This window comes from Gammaproteobacteria bacterium (genome assembly GCA_029880545.1).
In the GTDB taxonomy this organism is placed as follows: domain Bacteria; phylum Pseudomonadota; class Gammaproteobacteria; order Acidiferrobacterales; family SZUA-150; genus JAOUOD01.
In genome coordinates this window covers 302015-325097 of sequence record JAOUOD010000002.1, presented here as the reverse complement: position 1 = coordinate 325097, position 23083 = coordinate 302015, and the positions used below count along the sequence as shown (strand labels likewise).

Genomic DNA, 23083 nt, shown 5'->3' with positions numbered 1-23083 from the left:
TGCTGCTGATTTCAGCAACGATCACTTAACCTGTTCAAGGTATTGTTGATTATGTTCATTAGTGTTCTGGAATTATTCAAGATTGGCATTGGTCCATCCAGTTCCCATACGCTGGGTCCCATGGTGGCGGCCAGGCAGTTCCTGGCTTCCCTGGATCACGACGGACGCATTCAGCAGCTCGCTGCACCCCGGATACGGTGTACGCTAAAGGGCTCGCTGGCGTTTACCGGCAAAGGACACTCGACGGATCGTGCCATTGCGCTTGGGTTGCATGGCTATGAGCCGACCCAGTTGCTTGAGCGTGATATTGATGCCCTGGTAACGGAGCTCTGGCAAGCCGATTCCGTATCAATCGGCGACAATGTCCGGGTTGGTTTTGATCCTTCAAAAGACATTATATTTGATACGGGCGAGCCATTGCCGGAGCATCCGAATGGCATGATATTCGATCTGGTTGACGACCATGGTGACGCCATTCTTTCAAAGATCTTTTTTTCCATTGGTGGTGGTTTTATTGTTACCGGTGATGAAATCGGAAGCCTTGAAGCCCCGCTCAAGATGGAATCCGCGACCGCGTGCACCTATCCTTTTGATTCCGCCACCACCATGTTGAGTATGGCGGAGCAGAACAACAAATCCATTGCCGCGATGAAAACGGTTAATGAACTGGATTATATATCTGTAGAGCAACTGCAGCACGGGCTGGATGCCATATGGGCTTCCATGTGTGCCTGTATCGAGAAAGGATTGATTGCTGATGGCGTCTTGCCAGGCGGGCTTAATGTTTCTCGCAGAGCCGGGAATCTATACAAACAGTTGCAGCAGGATGCTGCCGGTGTAACTGTTAATGACTGGTTGTGCGCCTATGCCATGGCGGTGAACGAGGAAAATGCGGCAGGCAACATGGTGGTTACAGCGCCGACTAATGGAGCTGCCGGTATCATACCGGCGGTGCTTTATTATATGGTCAGGCATGAAAATGCGGATCGGGAAAAAGTGCACGAGTTCCTGCTGACCGCTGCTGCTATTGGCGGCATTATCAAGCATCGCAGTTCCATTTCCGGAGCCGAGGTTGGCTGCCAGGGCGAAGTGGGCTCGGCGTCGGCCATGGCGGCGGCCGGGCTTTGCGCGATTCGCGGCGGTACGCCACAGCAGGTGGAGAATGCAGCCGAAATTGCGCTGGAGCACCATCTTGGCATGACCTGTGATCCTGTCCGCGGCCTGGTACAGGTACCGTGTATAGAGCGTAATGGTTTCGGGGCGATCAAGGCGTTTACTGCAGCATCACTGGCGATGAGAGGAAGCGGTCAACATTTTATGCCGCTCGACAGTTGTATTGCCGCGATGAAACAAACCGGCCTGGAAATGTCGCATAAGTACAAGGAAACGTCACTAGGTGGACTTGCTGTCAGTCTTACAGAGTGTTGACGCAGTATCCCTGCATCAATCGTCCGAAGTCAGGCCTGGCTGCAAACGGGGCAAGCAGTATCCTTTTTCAGCCTGATTTGTCGCAGCTCCATGGTCAGCGCGTCCAAGACCAATACCCGGCCGACCAAGGGCTCGCCAATTCCCAACAACACCTTGATGGTCTCAGCGGCCTGGATGCTGCCAATGATACCGGCTGCCGGAGCAAGAACGCCGGTTTCGCTGCAGGTTTCGCGGTGTTCACCCTGCTCAGGATACAGGCAGTGATAACACGGGCTTGCTGCATTGCGCGAATCAAAAACACTGACCTGCCCCTCAAAACGGATAACTGCACCAGATACCAGCGGTTTGTGATGCCTGACGCAGGCACGGTTCACGGCAAAGCGAGTGTTGAAATTGTCACAACCGTCGACTACAACATCGACCTTGCTGATAGCTTCATCAAGCGCGCCGTCTTCAAGTTTTAGTGTTATCGGCTGCAGCGTGATTTCAGGATTAATGCCGGTCAATGTGTTGACTGCCGAGTCAGTCTTGTATTTGCCGAGATCGGCGGTGCCGTGTAACAGCTGTCTTTGCAGGTTTGAGAGTTCGACCTTGTCGTGGTCAGCCAGTACAAGATGCCCGATACCGGCAGCAGCAAGGTAGAGTGCAACCGGCGAGCCCAGTCCACCAAGACCAATAACCAGAACCGTGGATGACAACAGCCTTTCCTGGCCGGTAATATCGATCTGTGGCAACATGATCTGGCGACCATAACGAAGCAGTTGCGTATCTTCCATATCAAGAACCCTGTGCCAACCTGGTACAAAATCGGATTATTGTTGAGAACCGCATCAACCGCAAGGAAGCTGGCGCCCCGGATCATTGGTGGGCTAACGATTGTGAACAAGCTGTCCCTGGGTAACGCGCTCGTGCCCGGCCAGGTCTCGTCGCGTTGAGATATTGCTGAAGCCATGTTCAGTCAGCAGTGTGCGGACGCTTTCACCCTGATCATAACCATGTTCCAGAATCAGCCAGCCGTTATCCAGCAGGTGATCCGGAGCGTTGCTAACGATTTCCCGAATATCGTCGAGGCCATCGATACCTGAAGACAATGCCGTTGCCGGCTCAAAGCGAAGATCGCCTTGCCGTAAATGTGGGTCACCCTGGGCAACATAGGGCGGGTTAGTTGCGATAATATGAAAACGCTGTTGCGCAAGTTGATCGAACCAGTGACTTTGCACGAAGGATATGTCGGTGTTGTTGTGTTTGGCGTTGGTGCTGGCTACTTCAAGCGCATCCTTAGAACTGTCACAGGCAACGATAGCGCATTTCGGTCGCTCGACTTTGACGGCAATGGCAATGGCGCCGCTGCCGGTACCCAGGTCGGCTATCCTGGCAACGCTGTCGGTGTCAACGCGTTCCAGCACACTTTCGACGACAAGTTCGGTTTCCGGCCGAGGCACCAGCGTATGCCGGTTGACCAGCAGGTTGATGGTCCAGAATTCACGTGCACCGGTGATATAGGCGACAGGTTCCCCGGCGGCTCGACGGGCAACAACATCCTGGTATGAGGCCAGTTGCGTTTCATTCAGCCCGGTATCGGCTTGCGTGATTAATGTCGTGGCATTCAGACCAGTGACATGGCGCAGCAATACTTCCGCGTCCAGTTTGGGGCTTTCGCTTTCGGCCAGTTGTGCGGCTGCCCGGAGCAGGGCCTGTTGAACAGTGGTTACTGGCATCAAGAATGACTTAGTGTGAAGCCATACCCAGCTCGGCCAGTTGCTCGGCCTGGTCAGTTGCGACTAGCGGGTCGATGATCTCATCAAGATCGCCCATCATTATGTTGTCCAGCTTGTACAGTGTCAGGTTAATGCGATGATCGGTGACGCGGCCCTGGGGAAAATTATAGGTGCGAATACGCTGGGAGCGGTCGCCACTGCCCACCAGGCTTTTGCGCGTAGCTGCCTGTTCGGCATGCTGTTTTTCCTGCTCCATGCTCAGCAGCTTGCTCGACAACAACGACATGGCGCGCGCCTTGTTCTTGTGCTGGGATCGCTCGTCCTGGCATTCCACCACGATACCACTGGGTAAATGTGTAATACGAATGGCTGAATCGGTTTTGTTGACGTGTTGACCGCCGGCGCCGGAAGCGCGAAACGTGTCAATGCGCAGATCCTTGGCATCAAGATCAATGGCATCCACTTCGTCTACTTCCGGCATGATGGCAATGGTGCATGCTGAAGTATGAATGCGTCCCTGCGCTTCGGTTGCCGGCACCCGCTGAACCCGGTGACCGCCGGATTCAAACTTGAGCCGCGAGTAGGCTCCGTGACCGATGATCCTGGCAATGATTTCCTTGTAGCCACCGACTTCACTGGCACTGCTGCTGACCACTTCCACCTTCCAGCCCTGTTTTTCCGCGAAATGGCTGTACATGCGGAAAAGGTCACCGGCAAAAAGCGCGGCTTCGTCGCCACCAGTACCGGCTCGCACTTCGAGAAAGATATTCTTGTTGTCGTTGGGATCTTTTGGCAGCAGCAGCAGTTGCAGTTCGGTTTCCAGTGTTTCGATACGTTGCGAGGCATCGGCAATTTCTTCCTGTGCCATGTCGCGCATGCCGGCATCACTGTCCTTGAGCATGGATTCGGCGGCATCCAGATCGTCACTGGCCTTGCGCCACTGGGTGTACTTCTGGGTTACCGGTGTAATTTCGGCATATTCCTGTGACAGCTTGCGGAACCGCTCCTGGTTATTGGTAACTCCCGGGTCGGAAAGTTCGGCGTTCAATTCTTCCGCTCGCTGGACAAGATTGTCCAGCTGCGCCTGGATGTTGGCGTGCATGTTAGTTGTCGTCGAGTCTGAACAGGCGGCGTGCTGCGACCAGCATGGATTCGTCACCGTCATGGCTGGCTTCGCTGAGCACGCTGCTTGGGGCATGGGTAAACTTGTTGGTAATGGCGCGTGCCATTTCCTCGATAACCTGGTCCGCTTCCATGCCGCGCGCCAGTTTTGCCCGTGCTTTTTCCAGTTCGGATTCGGTTATGGCGTTGCTGGCCTCGCGCAATTGCCGGATCGTGGGTACAGCATTGAGTGAATCAATCCAGCGCATGAATTCAACAACATGCACATCAATAATTTTTTCTGCTTCCCTGGCGGCCTGTTGACGTGACGCCATGTTTTCCTCTACTACGCCCTTGAGATCATCAACGGTATAAAGAAAAACATCGTCTAAATTGTTTACCTCGGGCTCGATATCGCGTGGTACGGCAATATCGACCATGAACATCGGTCGATGTTTGCGTTGTTTGAGAGCATGTTCTACGGCCCCCTTGCCGAGTATTGGCAGCGGGCTTGCCGTGGATGAAATAACGATGTCAGCATCAGCAAGACGTGTCGGCAGTTCCGACAGCGTGATCGCCTGGGCGCCGAATTCCCGGGCCAACAGTTCAGCGCGCTCCAGCGTGCGGTTGGCAACAATCATTTGCTTGACGTGCTGCTCGTTCAGATGCCGGGCGCACAGTTCTATGGTTTCACCGGCGCCAACCAGTAACACGGTCTGCTCGGAAAGATCAGTAAATATCTGCTTGGCCAGGGAGACCGCGGCAAAAGCCACGGACACGGCGCTGGCGCCGATGGAGGTATCGGTGCGTACCTGCTTGGCGACGGTAAAGGTGTGCTGGAACAGCTTGTTAAGTAATTTGCCGGTACTGCCTTCCTTGTGTGCACGGGCAAACGCGTCTTTCATTTGACCAAGTATCTGGGGTTCACCGAGAACCAGCGAATCCAGACCGGCAGCGACACGAAACGCGTGCTCTACTGCCTTGCTGTCGGGATGGCGGTACAGGTAGGGCTCGATGTCTTCGCTTTTGAAATTGTGGTAGCGGCAGAACCAGTCGATAATTTCCTTGTCCTGTCGATTATTGATCCGGCAATACAGTTCGGTCCGGTTACAGGTGGAAACAATGGTTGCCTCGGCCGCGACTCCGCTGGCAGTGATATCGCGTAGCGCTTCTGACAATTTGTCCGGTGCGAACGCCGCCTGTTCGCGTATCGCGACCGGGGCGGTTTTGTGATTGATGCCGAAGGCCAGTAATTGCATGGTTGTCCGTGCCGGGTTGATACCTGTAAGTATTTTACGCCAGCTTTTCTCCGTCTGCCTCGATAGTTGCCAATTTACAGGGTTGTTTACCCAATTTTGTGCTCGCCGGTCTGCGGCCAGTCAACAGATGGGTGGATTCTGGCGATTGCACTGGTAGTGTCAAGTCCGCCCACCGCATTATTCCGTGTTTTTCGGTACAGGGGGTTTCTGAAGATGTTGGATTATCCTGTGTAGCACCAATCCGATGAAGCTGGCTGACAACAGCGTAATAATTATAGCCGGTAGCAGCATTGCCGGTGCCAAGGTCCACCAGACCGCAATCGATTCCATCAGGCCCCAGAAGCCCGTGAGCCAGGCGGCCAGGGCCGCCATCGCCATGGCAGGCCAGATGCGCGATTTCTGACCAATCTGCAGGCTGATTAGCCCGAACACGCAACCGGCCAGCATCATTCCGGCGATACCAAACAGCAGCCAGGCCAGGCTGGCGGGAGCGCTCAGAAACAGCAACAACGCCAACATTACCAGTGAGCCGGCAAGCAAAGCGACTTTGCCGTAATTGAGCGATATCCAGCGACCCAGCCGGGGAGTGGCGAGGGCTTGAGTTTCCTTTGTTGTCATTAATATGCAGGTATCCAGGCCGGCGATGGTCATGAACAGCATGGCCAGGGCGATCAGGCTGCCACCGGCTGACTGGCTTATACCCAGGCCGCTGATCAGGTAGCCGCCCTGGCTGATCACTTGCGTCATCAGGGATTCCAGCGGTATCCAGGGTTGACCCTGATCAACCCAGGCATGCCAGGTTTCAAGGTTGGTCTGGGCCGTGGTCAGCACCGCCCAGAACAGCAGGGCGATAATGGCGATCAGGCTTACAGCGCCAAATCCCCAGCGACGCTGATCATCAATATGTCTGAGTTGCAGTGCTGCCAGCGGCTGGGCAAACAGTGCGTAGAACCCGGCGAAGGCGCCTCCCGACAATACCAGGAACAGCCAGGGGTATCGGCCCGGGGTTGTGGCATTGCTGTAGAATTCAGGCGCATTCATGACCGGGGCCTTGATCGCAAGTCCCAGTGTCAGAATCAGCATCACTGTGGCGATCAGGACGCCAGCCAGCCAGCTTCGGCCCCGAATCATGCAGTGGTATCTTTGCTGGCCCAGGGTTAGCGAGGCCGCCAACAGCAACGCTCCCCAGAGCGTCATCGCGCCAAGCGAACCCCGGGGGTGACCGCCCAGTTTGAACTCGATTGTGCCGCCAAAGCTGATGCCCGCAACCTGTCCTATCGCCAGCAACGCAATCGCGCCAAGAATCATGACGGCTATATGGGTAATCAGTCCAGAGCGGCCGTAAAGTTCACCTCGCCGGGTCCAGTGATGGCGCAACCAGAATGCCGCGAGGAATTGGCCAATAGCGACCCATGAAATGGATGGATGCCGGGTCAGCAGCCAGGCGCCCAGCCAGAGCAGCCAGGCACAAAGGCCGGCCAGGATGATATACCGTAGTGCACGCATAATAGCTGCGGCGTGATCGCCCAGCAGCAGTCGACTGCTGTCAATTAGTCCTGGTGATCCCGGGCGCTGACTGAGCCAGAGTGCGCCCATGAGGTAAATGGCGCCGAAGGTGGTCGTACCTGCGACCAGCCACAGGTAGGCAGGTACCCAGCCCCAGATCATGGCGACGCCGATGCCGGGCACCACGCCGATTCCCATTAGTGTGACTGTAAAATGACCAAACGAAATCAGCGGTGACAATCTGGCGTGTCGAATCCCGGGCTCCGCAGCTTCTTGTTGATCCGTCATATTTACCGGAGCAAAAAGAGTGATTAGCAACAACTTGGCAAAAAATCGGTACCCAAGAATAAAAACGAACAGGGCTGTCAGCAGTAGTAACCAGAGTTTCATGAAAATTTCAGTTCGACAAATATATTGTTTGTGTGTTTCTGCGGTTATTATTTGGTTGCTACGCTTGTAATGCCGGAAAAGCTGGGACAGACTGATAGCCCAAACTGGCACGAATTACGTTAATTTCTTCAAATTCTTCCGCACGTCTGATATCAGCATACTATAATTATTGGGAAATATGAGTAAAAGTACCGAATCAAAATCGTTACCCGGGAAACTGACAGCCCTAGTGCTGTCGGCGATGCTGCTTTCCGCCTGTAACACCGTGGCTACACGGGACGAGGCAGAGCCCTCGTCTGATCCCCATGCTTCTCTGGAATCAGCGGAATCCCGTATACTTCCCAATGCAGAGCTGAGCCCGGAACTGTTGTATTACATTCTGGTAGGTGAGGTGGCGGGCCAGCGCGGCGAGTTGGCGATCGCGGTGCAGGCGTTGCTTAAGGCCGCCGAACAGACGCGTGACCCACGCCTGGCGGAGCGCGCCACGCAGGCAGCAATTTACGCGCGCCAGTTTAAAGAAGGTTCCCAGGCGGGCCAGCTGTGGACCGAAATCGAACCGGATAACCAGACTGCGCACGAATCCCTGGCCACTACATTGCTCGAGCTTGATCAGCCCGCCCGCGCCCAGCTGCACCTGGAGCAGGCACTGCAACTTGCTGATCAGAAAAACCTGCTTGGTACGGTGTTTTTACGTATCGGTGGCATGCTGTCGCGCCAGAAGAATCGTGATGCTGCCATGGAGGTCATGCAGAACCTGACCGTGGTATATCCGAAAAATCCGTATGCTTGGCTGGCGCTGGCGCACTTGAGCGTGCGTGCCGACAATCTGGCCACAGCATCGCAAGCAGCCAGTAGTGCGCTGAAGCACAAACCCGGCTGGGAAGATGCGGCGCTGTACAAGGGTCGTATCCTTATTGGTCAGAATGAGCTGGACAAAGCGGAACAGTTTTACCGGTCTTTCCTTGATGATAATCCCGGTGCCAGTAACGTGCGCCTGAACTATGCCCGTTTCCTGGTGGACAGGAAGCAGTGGGAGCGTGCCAGCAAGGAATTCAAACGCGTCATCAAGTCTACCCCTAATGACGCTGACGCCATTCTTGCTGTCGGCGTGTTGTCGGTCCAGGCGGAACGGCTGGATGATGCACGCAAGTATCTTGAGCGGCACCTGGAACTGAAACCGGACAGTGACCAGGCGAGACTGTATCTGGGCCAGGTGGCTGACAAGCGCCATGATTACGAAACCGCGATTCGCTGGTACGAAGACATCTCGGACCCGCGTTTTTACCTTGATGCGCAGACCCGTGCAGCCATTTCGATAGCGCGCCATGGCAACCTGGATACCGCGCGTGACCGGCTGCACAAGCTGGTTCCCGAAAATGATACGCAGCGCTCGCAGATAGTGCTGACGGAAGAGCAGATTCTTCGCGAGGCAAGGCAGTTCGGGGAAGCATTGAAAGTATTGACCGCGGCGCTGAAAGAGTCGCCAGATGATACCGAAATACGTTATGCCCGGGCCTTGATCGCGGAAAAGCTCGATAACCTCGATATGGTTGAAGGCGATCTTCGCTATATTCTGAAAAAAGATCCCGATAATGTTCATGCTCTGAACGCGTTGGGCTACACGCTTGCAGACAGGACCGATCGTCACCAGGAAGCCCTGGTGCTGCTGAAAAAGGCGCTGTTGTTCAAGCCGGACGATGCCTTTGTTCTGGACAGCATGGGCTGGGTTCAATACCGGTTGGGCAATTATCAGGAGGCTGTCCAGTATCTCAAGCGGGCACTGGCTATTCGCAATGATGCCGAGATTTCCGCGCACCTGGGCGAGGTGCTGTGGATTATCGGAGAGCGCAAGGAAGCGGAGCATGTCTGGCATCGCGCACTGAAGCTGACGCCGGATAATGAATCGCTGCAGGGCGTGATTCGAAAGTTCAAGCAATAAATATCCTTATCAATCAGCGTACCGGCCATCGCGGTCTTTCCAGGTTGCAGCATATGACACTCAGGGCTCCGCTTGCGCTATTGTTGGTATTGCTCTCGGCCTGCCAGGCGACGCTTCCTGTTGTTGATGATCAACAGCAGGCCTGGCAACAGCATCGCCAGAAACTGCAGGCATTAACGCAATGGGACCTGCGAGGCCGGGTGGCATTGACCATGGATCGGGATGCCTGGCAGCTCAATCTTCGCTGGCAAAATCATGACCCGGGACAACAGATCGATCTTTCCGGGCCGTTTGGTGCCGGGGCGGTGAGAATCACCATTGCTGATGACGGCGCCCGGCTGGTTGATGCGGAACAGAACGTCTACGTCGCCGCGAATGCGCAGCAGCTTCTGTGGCAGACCACGGGCTGGGCCTTGCCGCTGGAAAATATGCTGTACTGGTTGCGCGGACTGCCGGTACCGGGCAAGGACAAAATAATTACACTGAACGGGCAAGGCCGGATAAAAACCCTGCAGCAGGACGGCTGGCTGTTGAACGTGCTGGAGTATGCCGAGCAGGGCGACATATGGTTACCGCATAGTATTGAGTTAAAGCGATCCGGCAGCCCTGTTGATTCGAATCTGCACGTTCGGCTGGTCATCAGTCAATGGGTCAAGCGGGGTTAGTGTGACCGGAGTCAATTCCTGGCCGGCGCCGGCAAAGCTGAACCTGTTCCTCCATGTTACCGGGCGCCGTCTTGATGGCTACCATCTCCTGCAAACTGTATTTCAGTTTATCGATATCGCCGACGAGCTTCGGTTTGAAATCAACGACTCTGGTCGAATTGCCCGGGTAAGCGACCTGGAAGGCGTGACCCCGGAACAGGATCTTGTGGTGCGGGCCGCGCGCCTGTTGCAACAGGAGACCGGTTGTGGCGCAGGGGTTGATATATCTTTGATCAAGCGCTTGCCCATGGGCGGCGGATTGGGTGGCGGCAGTTCTGATGCCGCCACCACGTTGCTGGCCTTGAATGCACTTTGGCAAACCGGTGTGCCGCGTTCCCGGCTGATGCAGCTGGGGCTGCAACTGGGAGCCGATGTACCGGTATTTATTGGCGGGTCATCTGCCTGGGCTGAGGGGGTGGGCGACCGACTGGAGCCATTGTCGCTGGAACGGCCCTGGTTCGTGATTTTGCAGCCGGATGCGACTGTTTCCACCGGGGAAATTTTTGGTCATCCTGAATTGACACGTAACAGCCCCGCCATCACAATACGCGACTTCCGCGAAGGCCGGGTTCGGAACGATCTGGAGCCGGTGGTGCGAGCATTGTATCCACAAATTGATCAAGCGTTGAATTGGCTTAGCCAATATGGTGAAGCGCGTATGACTGGTACGGGCGCCTGCGTATTTTTGCCTTGCAGCACCCGGGAGCAGGCGGAAGCGGTTGTATCAAACCAGCCACCGGCGAAAGCCATTGTGGCGCGCGGCCTGAATCGGCACCCGATTGAACCGATTCTGGCGGCATGGCCGGAGTAGACGGCAGTTATTTATATTGATGGGCCGATCCTGAAGGATGGGTCCGCGGGGTCGATGAACGACGGCCAAAGCGAAAAGTGTATTGGGGCGTGGCCAAGTGGTTAAGGCACCGGATTTTGATTCCGGCATTCCCAGGTTCGAATCCTGGCGCCCCAGCCAGCTTAATCAATCGAAGATTGATTGCTGGGAGCGACGGGATGAGAACCTTAAGGTTCGACAAATGACTGATCTGAAAGAGCAGGCATTTGAACAGCCGAAGGCTGGCCCCGAAGGGGTGAGGCCAAAGGCCGAATAATCCTGGCGCCCCAGCCAGCTTAATCAATCGAAGATTGATTGCTGGGAGCGACGGGATGAGAACCTTAAGGTTCGACAAATGACTGATCTGAAAGAGCAGGCATTTGAACAGCCGAAGGCTGGCCCCGAAGGGGTGAGGCCAAAGGCCGAATAATCCTGGCGCCCCAGCCAGCTTAATCAATCGAAGAGTGATTGCTGGGAGCGACGGGATGAGAACCGTAGGCGACGCATCGGTGATGCTAGTGCCGCGAAGCGGCTTCGACAAATGACTGATCTGAAAGAGCAGGCATTTGAACAGCCGAAGGCTGGCCCCGAAGGGGTGAGGCCAAAGGCCGAATATGACCAGAACAAGTGAAGCGCGTTCAGGAAATCCCAGTGAGCGCGAAGCGTTCCAGGGGGTCCTGGCGCCCCAGCCAGATTTTTGAAGGTTGTATCAGGAGCAGGTAGTGGCACCCGATCCAGGTAATGACAACGTAATGGTGTTTACCGGCAATGCTAACCGGGCATTGGCGGAGAAAGTAGTGCGCTACCTGGGCTTGCCCATGGGCAAGGCTTCCATCGGCACATTCAGCGATGGCGAAGTCATGGTTGAAGTTGAAGACAACGTGCGTGGTCGCGATGTCTTCGTGATCCAGTCCACCTGTGCGCCGTCCAATGACAACCTGATGGAACTGCTGATTATGATCGATGCGCTCAAGCGCGCATCAGCAGCCAGGATTACCGCGGTCATTCCATATTATGGGTATGCCCGCCAGGATCGACGCCCGCGTACGGCCCGCGTGGCCATTACCGCGCGGCTGGTGGCAGATATGATTACCATTGCCGGCGCGCATCGTGTGCTGACCATGGATTTGCATGCGGACCAGATCCAGGGATTTTTCAGTATCCCGACCGATAATATTTATGCCGGCCCGGTGTTGCTGGGAGATATCTGGAAGCGTGAGTATCCGAATCTGCTGGTGGTGTCGCCTGATGTCGGCGGTGTTGTCCGCGCAAGAGCGCTGGCCAAGCACCTGGAAGCGGACCTGGCCATTATTGACAAGCGTCGCCCCAAGGCCAATGTCGCCAAGGTAATGAATATTATTGGCGATGTGAAAGGTCGCACGTGCGTGCTGATGGACGACCTGGTGGATACCGCTGGCACCTTGTGTGAAGCGGCGGGTGCGCTCAAGGATCATGGCGCCAGCAAGGTGTTGGCCTACTGTACACACCCGGTTTTATCCGGCCCGGCGGTGGAGCGGATCAGCAACTCGGCGCTGGACGAACTGGTGGTAACCGATACCATACCGCTGTCAGCGGCGGCTGAAAGCTGTGACCGGATTCGGCAGCTAAGTATTTCCGAGCTGCTGGCAGAAGCGATACGGAGAATCGCTCACGACGATTCGGTAAGTTCGTTGTTCCTGGACTAGTCTGTGGACGCCCGGAGCAATAGCAGGAGTTGTAAATGCCAAGCGATGAATCGGTTTATGTGATCCGGTTCATTTCTTGTTATTTATAAATCGTTAACTGTTTGCCAACCCTGGTCGCGGGGAAGGCAGTCAAACAGGAGAGAAAACATGAGTAAGCAATACGAATTGAGCGCTGAAAAGCGTGATGCCAAGGGAACGGGTGCGAGCCGCCGCCTGCGTCATGCCAGCAAGATCCCGGCCGTAATCTATGGCGGTGGCAAGGATCCTGAAATGCTGGCTTTTGATCATGACACCATCTATCACTTGTTGGAGCACGAGGACTTTCATACCTCAATCCTGACAGTGAAAGCCGGTGACAGTTCAGATCAGGCTATTCTGCGTGATGTGCAGATGCACCCGTACAAGCCACGCGTGGTTCATCTTGACCTGCAGCGTATTTCTGCAAGCGAGAAACTGCACATGTCTGTACCGTTCCACTTTATTGGCGAAGAAACCGCGCCGGGCGTCAAGCTCGAAGGTGGACTGGTTTCGCACCTGCTGACCGAAGCCGACGTAATCTGTCTGCCCAAGGATCTGCCGGAATTCCTGGAAGTGAATCTGTCGGCGTTGCACAAGAATGAGTCAGTGCACCTGTCAGATATCAAGCTGCCGGCCGGCGTTGAACTGACCGTTCTCGCCCATGGTGGTGACGACCTGGCCGTGGCAACCATTACCGCGGTTCGTGGTGGTGGCAGTTCTGAAGCTGCGGCTGAAGAGCCTGAAGAAGGCGGCGAAAGCGAGTAAGTCTTGGCCTGCGCCATCAAGCTCGTCGCCGGGCTGGGAAATCCCGGCAACCAGTACGCGGAAACCCGGCACAATGCCGGGTTCCGTTTTTTGGATGCCGTGGCACGGCGCTATGATTGTTCGCTGGCCCACGAAAACCGCTTTCATGGCGATGTTGGTAAAGCCATGATTGCCGGTTCGCCGGTCTGGTTAATCAAGCCACAAACTTTTATGAATCTCAGCGGCGATGGCGTCGCTACACTGGCCCGGTTTTACAAGATCGAGCCGGCCGAAGTGCTGGTCGCTCATGATGAGCTGGACATTCCACCCGGTGAGGTTCGGCTTAAACAGGGTGGCGGCCATGGCGGTCATAACGGGCTTCGGGATATTCACAACAAGCTCGGTTCCAGCGACTACATGCGCTTGCGTATCGGTATTGGTCATCCCGGCAACGCCCGGCAGGTGAGTAACTATGTGCTGACCAAGGCAGTTGCTGATGAGCAGTCGCTTACCGACGCGGCCATCCAGGCTGCCCTGGATGAACTGGAAGATATCATTAACGGCAATTTCCAGAAGGTGATGAATCGCCTGCATGCCGGCAATGGTAATAGCTGACGGGTCGACGGCCATGGCACGAACCGAAAGTATTTGGGTTATTATTCAAACATATCGCGCATTGGTGCGGACCAACATTTAACAGGGGTTTCCAGAATATGGGTTTCAAGTGCGGCATTGTCGGTCTGCCCAACGTCGGCAAGTCTACGCTGTTTAATGCCTTGACCAAGGCGGGCATCCAGGCCGAAAACTATCCGTTTTGCACCATCGATCCCAATGTTGGCATGGTCGAGGTGCCGGACCCGCGCCTGGACAAGCTTGCCGAGCTGGTGAACCCGCAAAAAGTGGTACCTGCGGTCATGGAGTTTGTTGATATTGCCGGGCTTGTTGCCGGCGCGTCGAAGGGCGAGGGCCTGGGTAACAAATTTCTGGCCAATATCCGCGAAACTGATGCCATTGCTCACGTTGTACGCTGTTTCGAAGATGAAAATATCCAGCACGTGGCCAACAAGGTTGATCCGACGGCCGATATTGAGGTCATCGAAACCGAGCTGGCGTTGGCGGATCTGGATTCGGTTACCAAGCAGCTGGATAAGGCGACCAAGGCGGCAAAGTCCGGGGACAAGGAGCAGGTCAGGCTGCGTGACCTGTTGCAGAAACTGCAGGCCCATCTGGATACCGGAAAGCCGGTCCGCACTTTCGAGTTTACCGACAAGGATCAGGAAAAAGCGGTTCGCCAGTTGTTCCTGCTGACTCACAAACCGGTCATGTACGTGGCCAACGTGGCGGATAACGGGTTTGAAAATAACCCTTACCTGGATGCCGTGCGCAAGATCGCCGAAGCTGAAGGTGCCCAGGTGGTGGCGATTTGTGCCGCCATCGAGGCCGAACTGATCGACATGGAAGATGAAGAGAAAATTGAATTCCTTACCGAGATGGGTCTCGAAGAGCCTGGCCTGAACCGGGTCATACGGGCCGGCTATGCTTTGCTGGGCCTGCAGACCTACTTCACTGCCGGCGTGAAAGAAGTGCGGGCCTGGACCATTCGCGCCCGTGCCACGGCACCGCAGGCCGCGGGCGTGATACACACGGATTTCGAAAAGGGATTTATCCGGGCAGAAATAACCGCCTATGAGGACTACGTGGGCTGTGGCGGCGAACAGGGTGCCAAGGAAGCCGGCAAATTACGGCTTGAGGGCAAGGAGTACGTCATGGTCGATGGCGACGTGGTTCACTTCCGGTTCAATGTCTGAAACGGGACCGGGCCGGTTTTCCTGCCGCTGGCGGTTGACAGCAGGCGGGCAAACCCCGAAAATCCCGCCTCCGTCAAATCGACGGGTTCCGTGGCTACGTAGCTCAGTTGGTTAGAGCACAGCACTCATAATGCTGGGGTCGGTAGTTCAAATCTACCCGTAGCTACCATTCATTCCGCTACCCGGCCGCTATGGCCGGGAGTAACCTTTTCCCGGATCCCGATCATGCAGATTTTTGATCTCCAGGATCATGAATTTATCGAGCTGAACAAGCTGCTCAAGATTACCGGCCTGTGTGAATCCGGCGGCGAAGCCAACCACGCCATTGTTGACGGCGAAGTGACCGTGGATGGCCGACTGGAGCGGCGCAAGCGCTGTAAAATCAGGTCGGGTCAGACGGTTGAATGTCGAGGACAGGCAGTGCGAATTGGCTGAACTGCCCAGCCGCAGGCGCGCAGAATCGGCTCAATAGTCTCAGCCTTCAAAGACCAGCAGTATCTGTTCGAGGCCGGCCATCAATACCAGTTCCTGGTTGATATCCCAAATCGACAGTGTCACCGACAGCATCATCAGCTCCAGGAAGGTCATACTCAAGAACATGTGCAGGGTTTCATTGCTCCAGATATTGCTGAAAAGTTGTTTCATTGTGCGGTTTCATCCCTGAATCAAGGAGTGACAGGAAAGAGGTAAATTGTTACCCCGGCTAATGATGTATTCGGCGGGGCAACCGGAGTCTTTAGGTAGGCAGGCCTGGATCGGAAAAGCGAATTGTCATCAATTGGAAAATTATCAATCCGGCTCGTGAGCATTTAATGATCGGGACAGTTTCTTCAGCTGGAGGTGGGCAAACAGGATGGCGCCGAATTTTGCCGTCAGGGCCGAGACCAGAAATACCAGGCCGGCTGTGATCAACGCTTCGGAACCGCTGAAAACTGCGTCAATGTCAATAAAAGTCAAATAGACAACAAACAGCGTCAGTCCTGCCACAGAAGCAATAGATCCTTCTGCGCAACCACAAGCGGCGTGCAGTTTGTTCACCCGGGTTTCCAGCTGCAGGTTTTCCTCGAACGACAAGCCATCAATTTTCAGCTCAATGTGTTCATGTTTTGGAAACAGCGGAATGCGCCGGTTTCGGATAAAGGCTTGCAGCTCGTTGATGCTGAGAAAAGTTGCCATTGGAATACACTTTTTCGCCTAACGGCGCATACTCTGATATTCGTTGCGCCAAAACTTTGATGTTGATCAAGAAATTGCGTCAAACCATCGGCTTGACGGACCATGCCGGGCAGCATTAAGGTTGTCCGCCTATCCTTCAGTCTTCGTGATTAACCAATATCTTTTCGGGCTGCTCATTGCACAGTTTATTTCGCTCCATCAGGGACAGCTTTCGGGATTTGTTGCCAATCATTCTGGTGATCCTGTTCTTTCAGCTGGTGGTGTTGGGCAAGCCTTTGCCGAACTGGGAGAAGCTGCTGGTCGGTACCATGCTGGTGGTGCTCGGCCTTACCTTTTTTATTCGCGGTCTGGAAATGGGTCTGTTCCCGATTGGTGAAACCATGGCCTATGGTTTTGCGCGCAAGGGCAGTCTTGCCTGGCTGCTGGTGTTTGCCTTTTGTCTCGGGTTTGGTACCACGGTAGCCGAGCCGGCGCTGATTGCAGTGGCTGCTGAGGCAGCCAATGTTGCCGCGCAAGCGGGGGCCATTACCGATTCTGATACGGCCCGTAGCAGTTATGCCATGGGCCTGAGGCTGACAGTGGCGTTGTCCGTCGGTGTGGCCATTGTAATTGGTGTATTCCGGATTCTGAAAGGCTGGCCAATACATTATCTTATTGTCGGTGGGTATATTGTTATTGTTATTCTTACGGCTTTCGCGCCGAAGGAGATTATCGGTATTGCCTATGATTCCGGTGGAGTGACCACGTCCACTGTTACGGTTCCGCTGGTGACTGCTCTCGGGGTGGGATTGGCGTCTGTCATAAAGGGTCGCAACCCGATGATTGACGGCTTTGGCCTGATCGCCTTTGCTTCCCTGACACCGATGATGTTTGTCATGGTTTACGGCATGGTGATCTGATGGATATGCTGGTCCACCTGTTTTATGTCACGCTTGCAACCATTCGCGATGTTGTACCCATCGCGGCAATTCTGTTCGGCTTCCAGATCATCGTTCTGCGCGAAACCATTCCACACCTGAAGCGGACAGTCATCGGTTTTGTCTATGTGCTTATCGGCCTGGCATTGTTTCTTGTCGGCCTGGAGGAAGCGTTGTTTCCGCTGGGCAAGCTGATGGCACAACAGCTTACTGATCCGGTATTTATACACGGGACAGCAGAAACAGTGGCGCAACTGGTTCGCTGGCAGGATTACATGTGGGTATACCTGTTCGCCGCCGCCATTGGCTTTTCCACTACCATTGCCGAGCCATCACTGATTGCAGTGGCGATCAAGGCGGAGAGTGTATCGGCCGGTTCAGTGGGCGTATGGGGATTGCGTATTGCCGTGGCCATTGGTGTTGCCATCGGTATCGCGTTGGGTACCTACCGTATTGTTACCGGTACACCTCTGCATTATTATATTATCGCCGGCTACATCGTGGTGATCGTACAGACTGTCTACGCGCCACGTTCAATTATTGCCCTGGCTTATGATTCCGGCGGTGTCACCACATCAACCGTCACTGTGCCGCTGGTGGCGGCACTGGGCCTGGGTCTCGCCAGTACCGTGCCCGGTCGCAGCGCCTTGCTGGATGGCTTCGGACTGATTGCCTTTGCCAGCCTGTTTCCTATTATTACCGTCATGGGCTATGCCCAGGTCGGCCAGTGGCTGCTGTCTCGGCATCGCAAACAAAGACAACAGGACGCGGAACACCAATGATCGACATCCGGAGGCCAGGCATATGCACTTCAAACTGATTATCACGCTTGTTGATGACGACAAGACTGACAGCTTGCTGGATGCGGCCCGGGAAGCCGGCGCTACCGGCGCCACAGTGCTGAACCAGGCGCGCGGGGAGGGCATTGAAAAAACCAAGACCTTTCTCGGCCTGAGCCTTGAAAGCCAGCGGGACATGCTGCTGTTTCTTGTGGAAGAGCACCTCAGTCGCCACATACTCGAGAAAATTGCCGAGGTCGGAGAGTTTGAAAGTAAACCCGGAACCGGCATTGCTTTTCAGATTGATGTGGAAGATGCTGTCGGTGTTTCTCATCAAATCCAGCGCCTGACCGGAGTTTTGGAGGATAAGCTATGAACGACAAAACAATTGTACGCGTACGCGATGTGATGAAGCAGGAATTTGATATAGTCGATGGCGTTGCTACTGTTGCCGAAGCATTGCGCACCATGGAGCATCATGAAACCAAGTCACTGATTGTCAACAAGCGCAATGATGACGATGAGTATGGAATTGTGCTGTTGTCTGACATTGCTCGACAGGTGTTGGCTCATAACCGTTCTCCGGAGCGTGTCAACATCTACGAGATCATGTCCAAGCCGGTAGTGACTGTAGACCCGGATATGGATATACGTTATTGCGCGCGCCTGTTTGACAAGTTTGGCCTGTCCCGGGCGCCGGTGGTGGAAAGCAAGAAGTTGCTCGGCGTAATCAGTTATGCTGACATGGTGCTCAAGGGCTTGTGCAGGAATACAACCCGGACCAGTTCATGAAAGGCTTTGTTCCGCCTGATCCGTATACATCTGTATCGACTGAACGATACGGCGTGGTGTATACGCAACGAACAACTCGCAACCGGTTTCCGGCAGCCAATGTCAGGATCGTTGAGACCGAAGACCTGGCGCGTGCCGGTGCCGAAGAATCCGGGCAGCATTACGCGGCGCGGGTGCTGGGCCCTTCAAAATCATCAGAAGGTGTGATGATCTACTATCTTGTAGAGTGGCTTTAGCTCCCCTGTAGAGGGACGTGTTCCATGTCAAAGACTCACACCAGGTTTTCCCGTCGCCGGTTTCTGAACCGGCTGATCGCCGCCGCGATGATGATTCCTGTTGAAGCCGGCTGGTCCGCCGGAAAGATGCAAAAGCCAAAGAACAGGAACCGGGCAGTGCCACAAATCATTCGCAAAACCATTCCCTCGACCGGCGAGTCTATCCCGGTCATTGGCATGGGTTCATGGCTGACGTTTGATGTTGGCGATGATATTCGTGCCCGCAACCAGAGAATCGAAGTATTGCAGGCATTCTTTGACAAGGCTGGCGCAATGATTGATTCATCGCCCATGTATGGCAGTTCACAGGAGGTGCTCGGCTACTGTCTTGCGCGCATTGATAATGCCCAGGAGTTGTTTGCCGCTACCAAGGTCTGGGTGATGGGTAAGGCGCTCGGGCAGATGCAAATGGCGGCGGCCGAAAAGCTGTGGGGCGTGGCCCGTTTTGACCTGATGCAGATTCACAATATGTTGTCCTGGGAAACGCATCTTGAAACCCTTAAGCAGATGAAAGCCGAGGGCGGGATTCGCTATATCGGTATCACGACCTCTCATGGCAGGCGTCACCGGGAGATGGAAAAGGTGCTGTCCAGTGAATCATTCGACTTTGTTCAGCTCACTTACAATGTCGCTGATCGTGAAGCGGAAAAACGCTTGTTGCCATTGGCAAGGGAAAAAGGCATTGCCGTCATTGCCAACCGGCCGTTTCAGCGTGGCGATCTGTTTGATGCCTATGGTCACAAACCCTTGCCGGAATGGGCGGCGGAAATCGATTGTCAAAACTGGGCGCAATTCTTTCTCAAGTTCATCGTTTCGCACCCGGCCGTGACCTGCGCCATCCCGGCAACCACGCGGGTCGATCATATGCACGAAAACATGGGCGCCGCCTACGGCCGCCTGCCCGATGCGGCGATGCGTCAACGCATGGCGCAGTACCTGGAGAAGATATAATCCGGCTCTCGCTGCAATACGAATTTCTGTCGTCACCGGCTCACTCGCCATGAAGGATTGGCGTCCGGGTAGCTGGGTTCCGCACCCGCAGCGGTGCTGGTATTTTTGTCTCATGACAGGTAGAGTACGCCCCCTTTCTCTCGTGAAAACAGTAGCTTATCCGGAAATGGCCAAAAAGCTGTACATCAAAACCTTCGGTTGCCAGATGAACGATTATGATTCGTCGCGCATGGCCGATTTGCTGGCACGCACACATCAGCTGGAATTGGCAGATTCGCCGGAGCAGGCTGACGTGCTGCTGGTGAATACCTGCTCGGTGCGCGAGAAGGCGGCGGAGAAGCTGTTTTCGCAACTGGGTCGCTGGAACGAGTTCAAGCAAAAAAACCCGGATTTGATTATTGGTGTCGGCGGTTGTGTCGCCAGCCAGGAGGGTGACGCTATTATGCAGCGCGCGCCCTACGTCGACCTGGTGTTTGGCCCGCAGACGTTGCACCGCCTGCCGGAAATGCTGGACCGGGCGGCAAGCAGTCACCACGAGGTGGATATCTCGTTCCCCGAGATTGAAAAATTTGATCGCCTGCCCGAGCCCCGGGTGGATGGCGCCCGCGCCTACGTGTCCATCATGGAAGGTTGCAGCAAGTACTGCACGTATTGTGTTGTTCCCTATACGCGTGGCGAAGAGTTTTCCCGGCCGTTTGATGATGTCATTGCCGAGATTGTGCACCTGGCGGAACACGGTGTTCGTGAGGTCAACCTGCTGGGACAGAACGTGAACAGCTACCAGGGCCGGATGCACGATGGCAGCATCGCCGATCTCGGCTTGTTGATCCGCTATATCAACGAAATCGAAGGCATGGACCGGATTCGCTATACCACGTCACATCCGCAATCATTCAGCGACAGCCTGATCCAGGCGTATGCCGACGTACCGGCGCTGGTGGATCATCTGCACCTGCCGGTACAGAGCGGTTCAGACCGGGTGCTGTCGATGATGAAACGAAACTATACGGCGCTTGAATACAAGGCACGTATCCGCAAGCTGCGCCAGGTGCGCCCCAGTATCAGCCTGTCGTCAGATTTTATCGTCGGCTTTCCCGGCGAGACTGACGCTGACTTTGAAGACACCATGAAGCTGATCGAGGATGTCGGTTTCGATCATTCGTTCAGCTTTATTTACAGCCCGCGGCCGGGAACGCCGGCGGCAGACCTGGCCGATGATGTGCCGCACACGGTCAAGCAGGCGCGACTGGCCCGGTTGCAGGCCCGCATCAATGAAATGGCGGCACAAATCAGTCAAAACATGGTCGGCAGTGTGCAGCGTATCCTGGTTGATCGACCATCGAAAAAGGATCCCGAGCAATTGTCAGGCCGCACGGAAAACAATCGCGTGGTCAATTTTTCCTGTGATAACAAGGACTTGATCGGTAAGTTTATTGATGTCGAAATTACCGAGGCGCTGCCCAATTCGTTGCGCGGTCGCCTGGTCAGTAGCGCGGCGCGCTGCGCCTGAGCGGCTTGAGACCCTTGATTTCACCCCCATATTGTGGACTACACTTGAAGACAGGTATTGTCGGTTCCCGCTAATTGAACGCAAAAGTCGAACACATCAAGTTTACGCTTGCCCCTGCTGACAACGATCGGCTGGCCGCGCTGTGTGGCCCGCATGACGAGCATTTGCGCCAGATCGAGGAATACACCGGTGTCGAGGTCTCCAACCGCGGCAATGATTTCCGCCTGGTTGGCGAGCAACAGGTCGCCGGCCGGGTCGAGCGCCTGATCAAGCACCTGTACACCAATACCGCGCGCAAGGAACCACTTACTTCGGCGGGCGTGCACCTGGCGTTGCAACAGTTTCAGCGCGGCGATGACGAAAAGGTGGAAGATACCGAGACCCAGTTGCGCACACCGAAGCTGCTGGTAAAGGGGCGGACACCGCGCCAGCGCGACTATGTGCGCGCCATCGTCAGCCACGATATCAATTTTGGTGTTGGTCCGGCCGGCACCGGCAAGACCTACCTGGCCGTGGCCTGCGCCGTGGAAGCATTACAGAATCACCGGGTGCGTCGAATTGTACTGGTGCGTCCGGCAGTGGAAGCTGGTGAGCGACTCGGATTTTTGCCTGGCGATCTGGAGCAGAAAGTGGACCCTTACCTGCGACCGCTGTATGACGCGCTGCACGACATGCTCGGGTTTGAGAAGGTGGCGCGGTTAATGGAAAAGAACATTATCGAACTGGCACCACTGGCCTATATGCGCGGCCGCACGCTTAACGAGGCCTTCATTATTCTTGACGAGGCGCAGAATACGACTGCCGAGCAAATGAAAATGTTCCTGACCCGGATCGGATTTGGAACAACAGCAGTCATTACCGGGGATATCACCCAGATTGACCTGCAGCAGCCGAGCCGGTCAGGTCTGAAGCAGGTCATCGAGATTCTGAAAGATGTGAAGGGGGTGTCGTTTACCCACTTCCAGGCCCGCGACGTCGTCAGGCATCCGCTGGTTCAGAATATTATCGAGGCCTACGACCGGCACCAGAACAAAGACTGAGTCATAGTATGGAACTGGATGTTCAATACGTGAGTGTGCTGGGCGGTTTGCCGACCCGGGAACAGTTTGAGCGCTGGGTGCAGGCGGTGCTGGGGCACCGTTATGAAAAGGGCGAATTGGCCCTGCGAATTGTTGATACGGATGAAATCAAGGACATGAATCTGCGCTATCGCGGAAAATGCCGGCCGACAAACGTGTTATCGTTCCCGTTCGAGGCGCCGCCCGGGATTCAAACCAAGATACTGGGCGACGTGGTGATCTGCGCACCAGTGGTTCGCCATGAAGCACGAGAACAGGGCAAAACCGAAACAGAGCACTGGGCGCACATGGTGGTTCATGGTGTTTTGCACCTGCAAGGCTATGATCATATTGAAGATGATGAGGCAGAAGTCATGGAGCGGCGCGAAATTGCCATTATGCGCCAGCTGGGATTTGACAGTCCTTATGACGACAGCGCCGATGAGGCCGAGAATCCTGTCGAGGAATAAAGTCGGTAACCGGCTTTGAACGTTTT

General features: G+C 55.1%; 25 protein-coding genes and 2 tRNA genes. 20 read left to right on the top strand and 7 right to left on the bottom strand.

Annotation, left to right across the window (positions count from 1 at the left end; translation table 11 throughout):
- The first annotated feature begins 51 nt into the window (after positions 1–51).
- A complete protein-coding gene (locus tag OEZ10_03645; protein MDH5632066.1) occupies positions 52–1428 on the top strand; it encodes an L-serine ammonia-lyase in 1377 nt (458 codons plus the stop codon).
- A gap of 29 nt (positions 1429–1457) precedes the next feature.
- Here the strand turns inward: OEZ10_03645 and OEZ10_03640 are convergent, their stop codons facing one another.
- The 5 genes from OEZ10_03640 to OEZ10_03620 form a co-directional block, all read right to left on the bottom strand.
- Complete coding sequence (locus OEZ10_03640) at positions 1458–2204, bottom strand: molybdopterin-synthase adenylyltransferase MoeB (GenBank protein MDH5632065.1); 747 nt, start codon at positions 2202–2204, stop codon at positions 1458–1460.
- 93 nt (positions 2205–2297) lie between these two features.
- Positions 2298–3146: a peptide chain release factor N(5)-glutamine methyltransferase gene (prmC, locus tag OEZ10_03635; protein MDH5632064.1), complete on the bottom strand. Its 849-nt coding sequence runs from the start codon at positions 3144–3146 to the stop codon at positions 2298–2300.
- 10 nt (positions 3147–3156) lie between these two features.
- Complete coding sequence (prfA, locus tag OEZ10_03630) at positions 3157–4248, bottom strand: peptide chain release factor 1 (protein MDH5632063.1); 1092 nt, start codon at positions 4246–4248, stop codon at positions 3157–3159.
- A 1-nt stretch (position 4249) separates the two neighbouring features.
- Positions 4250–5506: a glutamyl-tRNA reductase gene (gene hemA / locus OEZ10_03625; GenBank protein ID MDH5632062.1), complete on the bottom strand. Its 1257-nt coding sequence runs from the start codon at positions 5504–5506 to the stop codon at positions 4250–4252.
- Positions 5507–5683: 177 nt separating this feature from the next.
- Positions 5684–7402 carry a hypothetical protein gene (locus tag OEZ10_03620; protein MDH5632061.1) on the bottom strand — a complete coding sequence of 573 codons (1719 nt, stop codon included), beginning with the start codon at positions 7400–7402 and terminating at the stop codon, positions 5684–5686.
- 178 nt (positions 7403–7580) lie between these two features.
- Here OEZ10_03620 and OEZ10_03615 point away from each other — a divergent pair, with 178 nt between their 5' ends.
- From OEZ10_03615 to OEZ10_03570, 10 genes are all read left to right on the top strand, one after another.
- Entirely contained in the window at positions 7581–9341 is a 1761-nt protein-coding gene (locus OEZ10_03615; GenBank protein ID MDH5632060.1) for a tetratricopeptide repeat protein, read from the top strand.
- 53 nt (positions 9342–9394) lie between these two features.
- Positions 9395–10006, top strand: a complete 612-nt coding sequence (gene lolB, locus OEZ10_03610; GenBank protein MDH5632059.1) for a lipoprotein insertase outer membrane protein LolB — start codon at positions 9395–9397, stop codon at positions 10004–10006.
- A 1-nt stretch (position 10007) separates the two neighbouring features.
- The gene (gene ispE / locus OEZ10_03605) at positions 10008–10856 is read left to right on the top strand and encodes a 4-(cytidine 5'-diphospho)-2-C-methyl-D-erythritol kinase (protein MDH5632058.1); all 849 of its coding nucleotides are present in this window, start codon (positions 10008–10010) and stop codon (positions 10854–10856) included.
- Positions 10857–10939: 83 nt separating this feature from the next.
- Positions 10940–11015, top strand: a tRNA-Gln gene (locus tag OEZ10_03600).
- Positions 11016–11626: 611 nt separating this feature from the next.
- On the top strand, positions 11627–12559 hold the full coding sequence (locus tag OEZ10_03595) for a ribose-phosphate diphosphokinase (GenBank protein ID MDH5632057.1): 933 nt from the start codon (positions 11627–11629) through the stop codon (positions 12557–12559).
- Positions 12560–12706: 147 nt separating this feature from the next.
- Entirely contained in the window at positions 12707–13342 is a 636-nt protein-coding gene (locus OEZ10_03590; protein ID MDH5632056.1) for a 50S ribosomal protein L25/general stress protein Ctc, read from the top strand.
- Between the two features lie 3 nt (positions 13343–13345).
- Entirely contained in the window at positions 13346–13936 is a 591-nt protein-coding gene (gene pth / locus OEZ10_03585) for an aminoacyl-tRNA hydrolase (GenBank protein ID MDH5632055.1), read from the top strand.
- A gap of 98 nt (positions 13937–14034) precedes the next feature.
- Positions 14035–15129 carry a redox-regulated ATPase YchF gene (gene ychF / locus OEZ10_03580; GenBank protein MDH5632054.1) on the top strand — a complete coding sequence of 365 codons (1095 nt, stop codon included), beginning with the start codon at positions 14035–14037 and terminating at the stop codon, positions 15127–15129.
- A 92-nt stretch (positions 15130–15221) separates the two neighbouring features.
- Positions 15222–15298, top strand: a tRNA-Met gene (locus OEZ10_03575).
- Positions 15299–15354: 56 nt separating this feature from the next.
- A complete protein-coding gene (locus tag OEZ10_03570) occupies positions 15355–15564 on the top strand; it encodes an RNA-binding S4 domain-containing protein (protein MDH5632053.1) in 210 nt (69 codons plus the stop codon).
- Between the two features lie 39 nt (positions 15565–15603).
- Here OEZ10_03570 and OEZ10_03565 read toward each other — a convergent pair whose 3' ends face one another.
- Complete coding sequence (locus tag OEZ10_03565) at positions 15604–15774, bottom strand: hypothetical protein (protein ID MDH5632052.1); 171 nt, start codon at positions 15772–15774, stop codon at positions 15604–15606.
- A gap of 144 nt (positions 15775–15918) precedes the next feature.
- On the bottom strand, positions 15919–16305 hold the full coding sequence (locus tag OEZ10_03560) for a hypothetical protein (GenBank protein ID MDH5632051.1): 387 nt from the start codon (positions 16303–16305) through the stop codon (positions 15919–15921).
- A gap of 176 nt (positions 16306–16481) precedes the next feature.
- Here OEZ10_03560 and OEZ10_03555 point away from each other — a divergent pair, with 176 nt between their 5' ends.
- The 9 genes from OEZ10_03555 to ybeY all read left to right on the top strand — a co-directional run bounded on the left by OEZ10_03555 (position 16482) and on the right by ybeY (position 23057).
- Positions 16482–17204 (top strand): DUF1538 domain-containing protein, encoded by a 723-nt coding sequence (locus OEZ10_03555; protein MDH5632050.1) that lies wholly within the window; start codon positions 16482–16484, stop codon positions 17202–17204.
- On the top strand, positions 17204–18004 hold the full coding sequence (locus tag OEZ10_03550; GenBank protein ID MDH5632049.1) for a DUF1538 domain-containing protein: 801 nt from the start codon (positions 17204–17206) through the stop codon (positions 18002–18004). Before OEZ10_03555 ends, OEZ10_03550 begins: the two co-directional genes overlap by 1 nt.
- Positions 18005–18026: 22 nt before the next feature.
- The gene (locus OEZ10_03545; GenBank protein ID MDH5632048.1) at positions 18027–18377 is read left to right on the top strand and encodes a P-II family nitrogen regulator; all 351 of its coding nucleotides are present in this window, start codon (positions 18027–18029) and stop codon (positions 18375–18377) included.
- The gene (locus OEZ10_03540) at positions 18374–18793 is read left to right on the top strand and encodes a CBS domain-containing protein (protein ID MDH5632047.1); all 420 of its coding nucleotides are present in this window, start codon (positions 18374–18376) and stop codon (positions 18791–18793) included. Before OEZ10_03545 ends, OEZ10_03540 begins: the two co-directional genes overlap by 4 nt.
- Positions 18790–19029 (top strand): hypothetical protein, encoded by a 240-nt coding sequence (locus OEZ10_03535; protein MDH5632046.1) that lies wholly within the window; start codon positions 18790–18792, stop codon positions 19027–19029. The genes OEZ10_03540 and OEZ10_03535 overlap by 4 nt, the downstream gene beginning before the upstream one ends.
- Before the next feature lie 24 nt (positions 19030–19053).
- Positions 19054–20019 carry an aldo/keto reductase gene (locus tag OEZ10_03530; GenBank protein MDH5632045.1) on the top strand — a complete coding sequence of 322 codons (966 nt, stop codon included), beginning with the start codon at positions 19054–19056 and terminating at the stop codon, positions 20017–20019.
- Positions 20020–20185: 166 nt separating this feature from the next.
- Positions 20186–21529: a tRNA (N6-isopentenyl adenosine(37)-C2)-methylthiotransferase MiaB gene (miaB, locus tag OEZ10_03525; protein ID MDH5632044.1), complete on the top strand. Its 1344-nt coding sequence runs from the start codon at positions 20186–20188 to the stop codon at positions 21527–21529.
- A 74-nt stretch (positions 21530–21603) separates the two neighbouring features.
- Complete coding sequence (locus OEZ10_03520) at positions 21604–22569, top strand: PhoH family protein (protein ID MDH5632043.1); 966 nt, start codon at positions 21604–21606, stop codon at positions 22567–22569.
- Positions 22566–23057, top strand: a complete 492-nt coding sequence (gene ybeY / locus OEZ10_03515; GenBank protein MDH5632042.1) for an rRNA maturation RNase YbeY — start codon at positions 22566–22568, stop codon at positions 23055–23057. Before OEZ10_03520 ends, ybeY begins: the two co-directional genes overlap by 4 nt.
- The last annotated feature ends 26 nt before the right edge of the window (positions 23058–23083 follow it).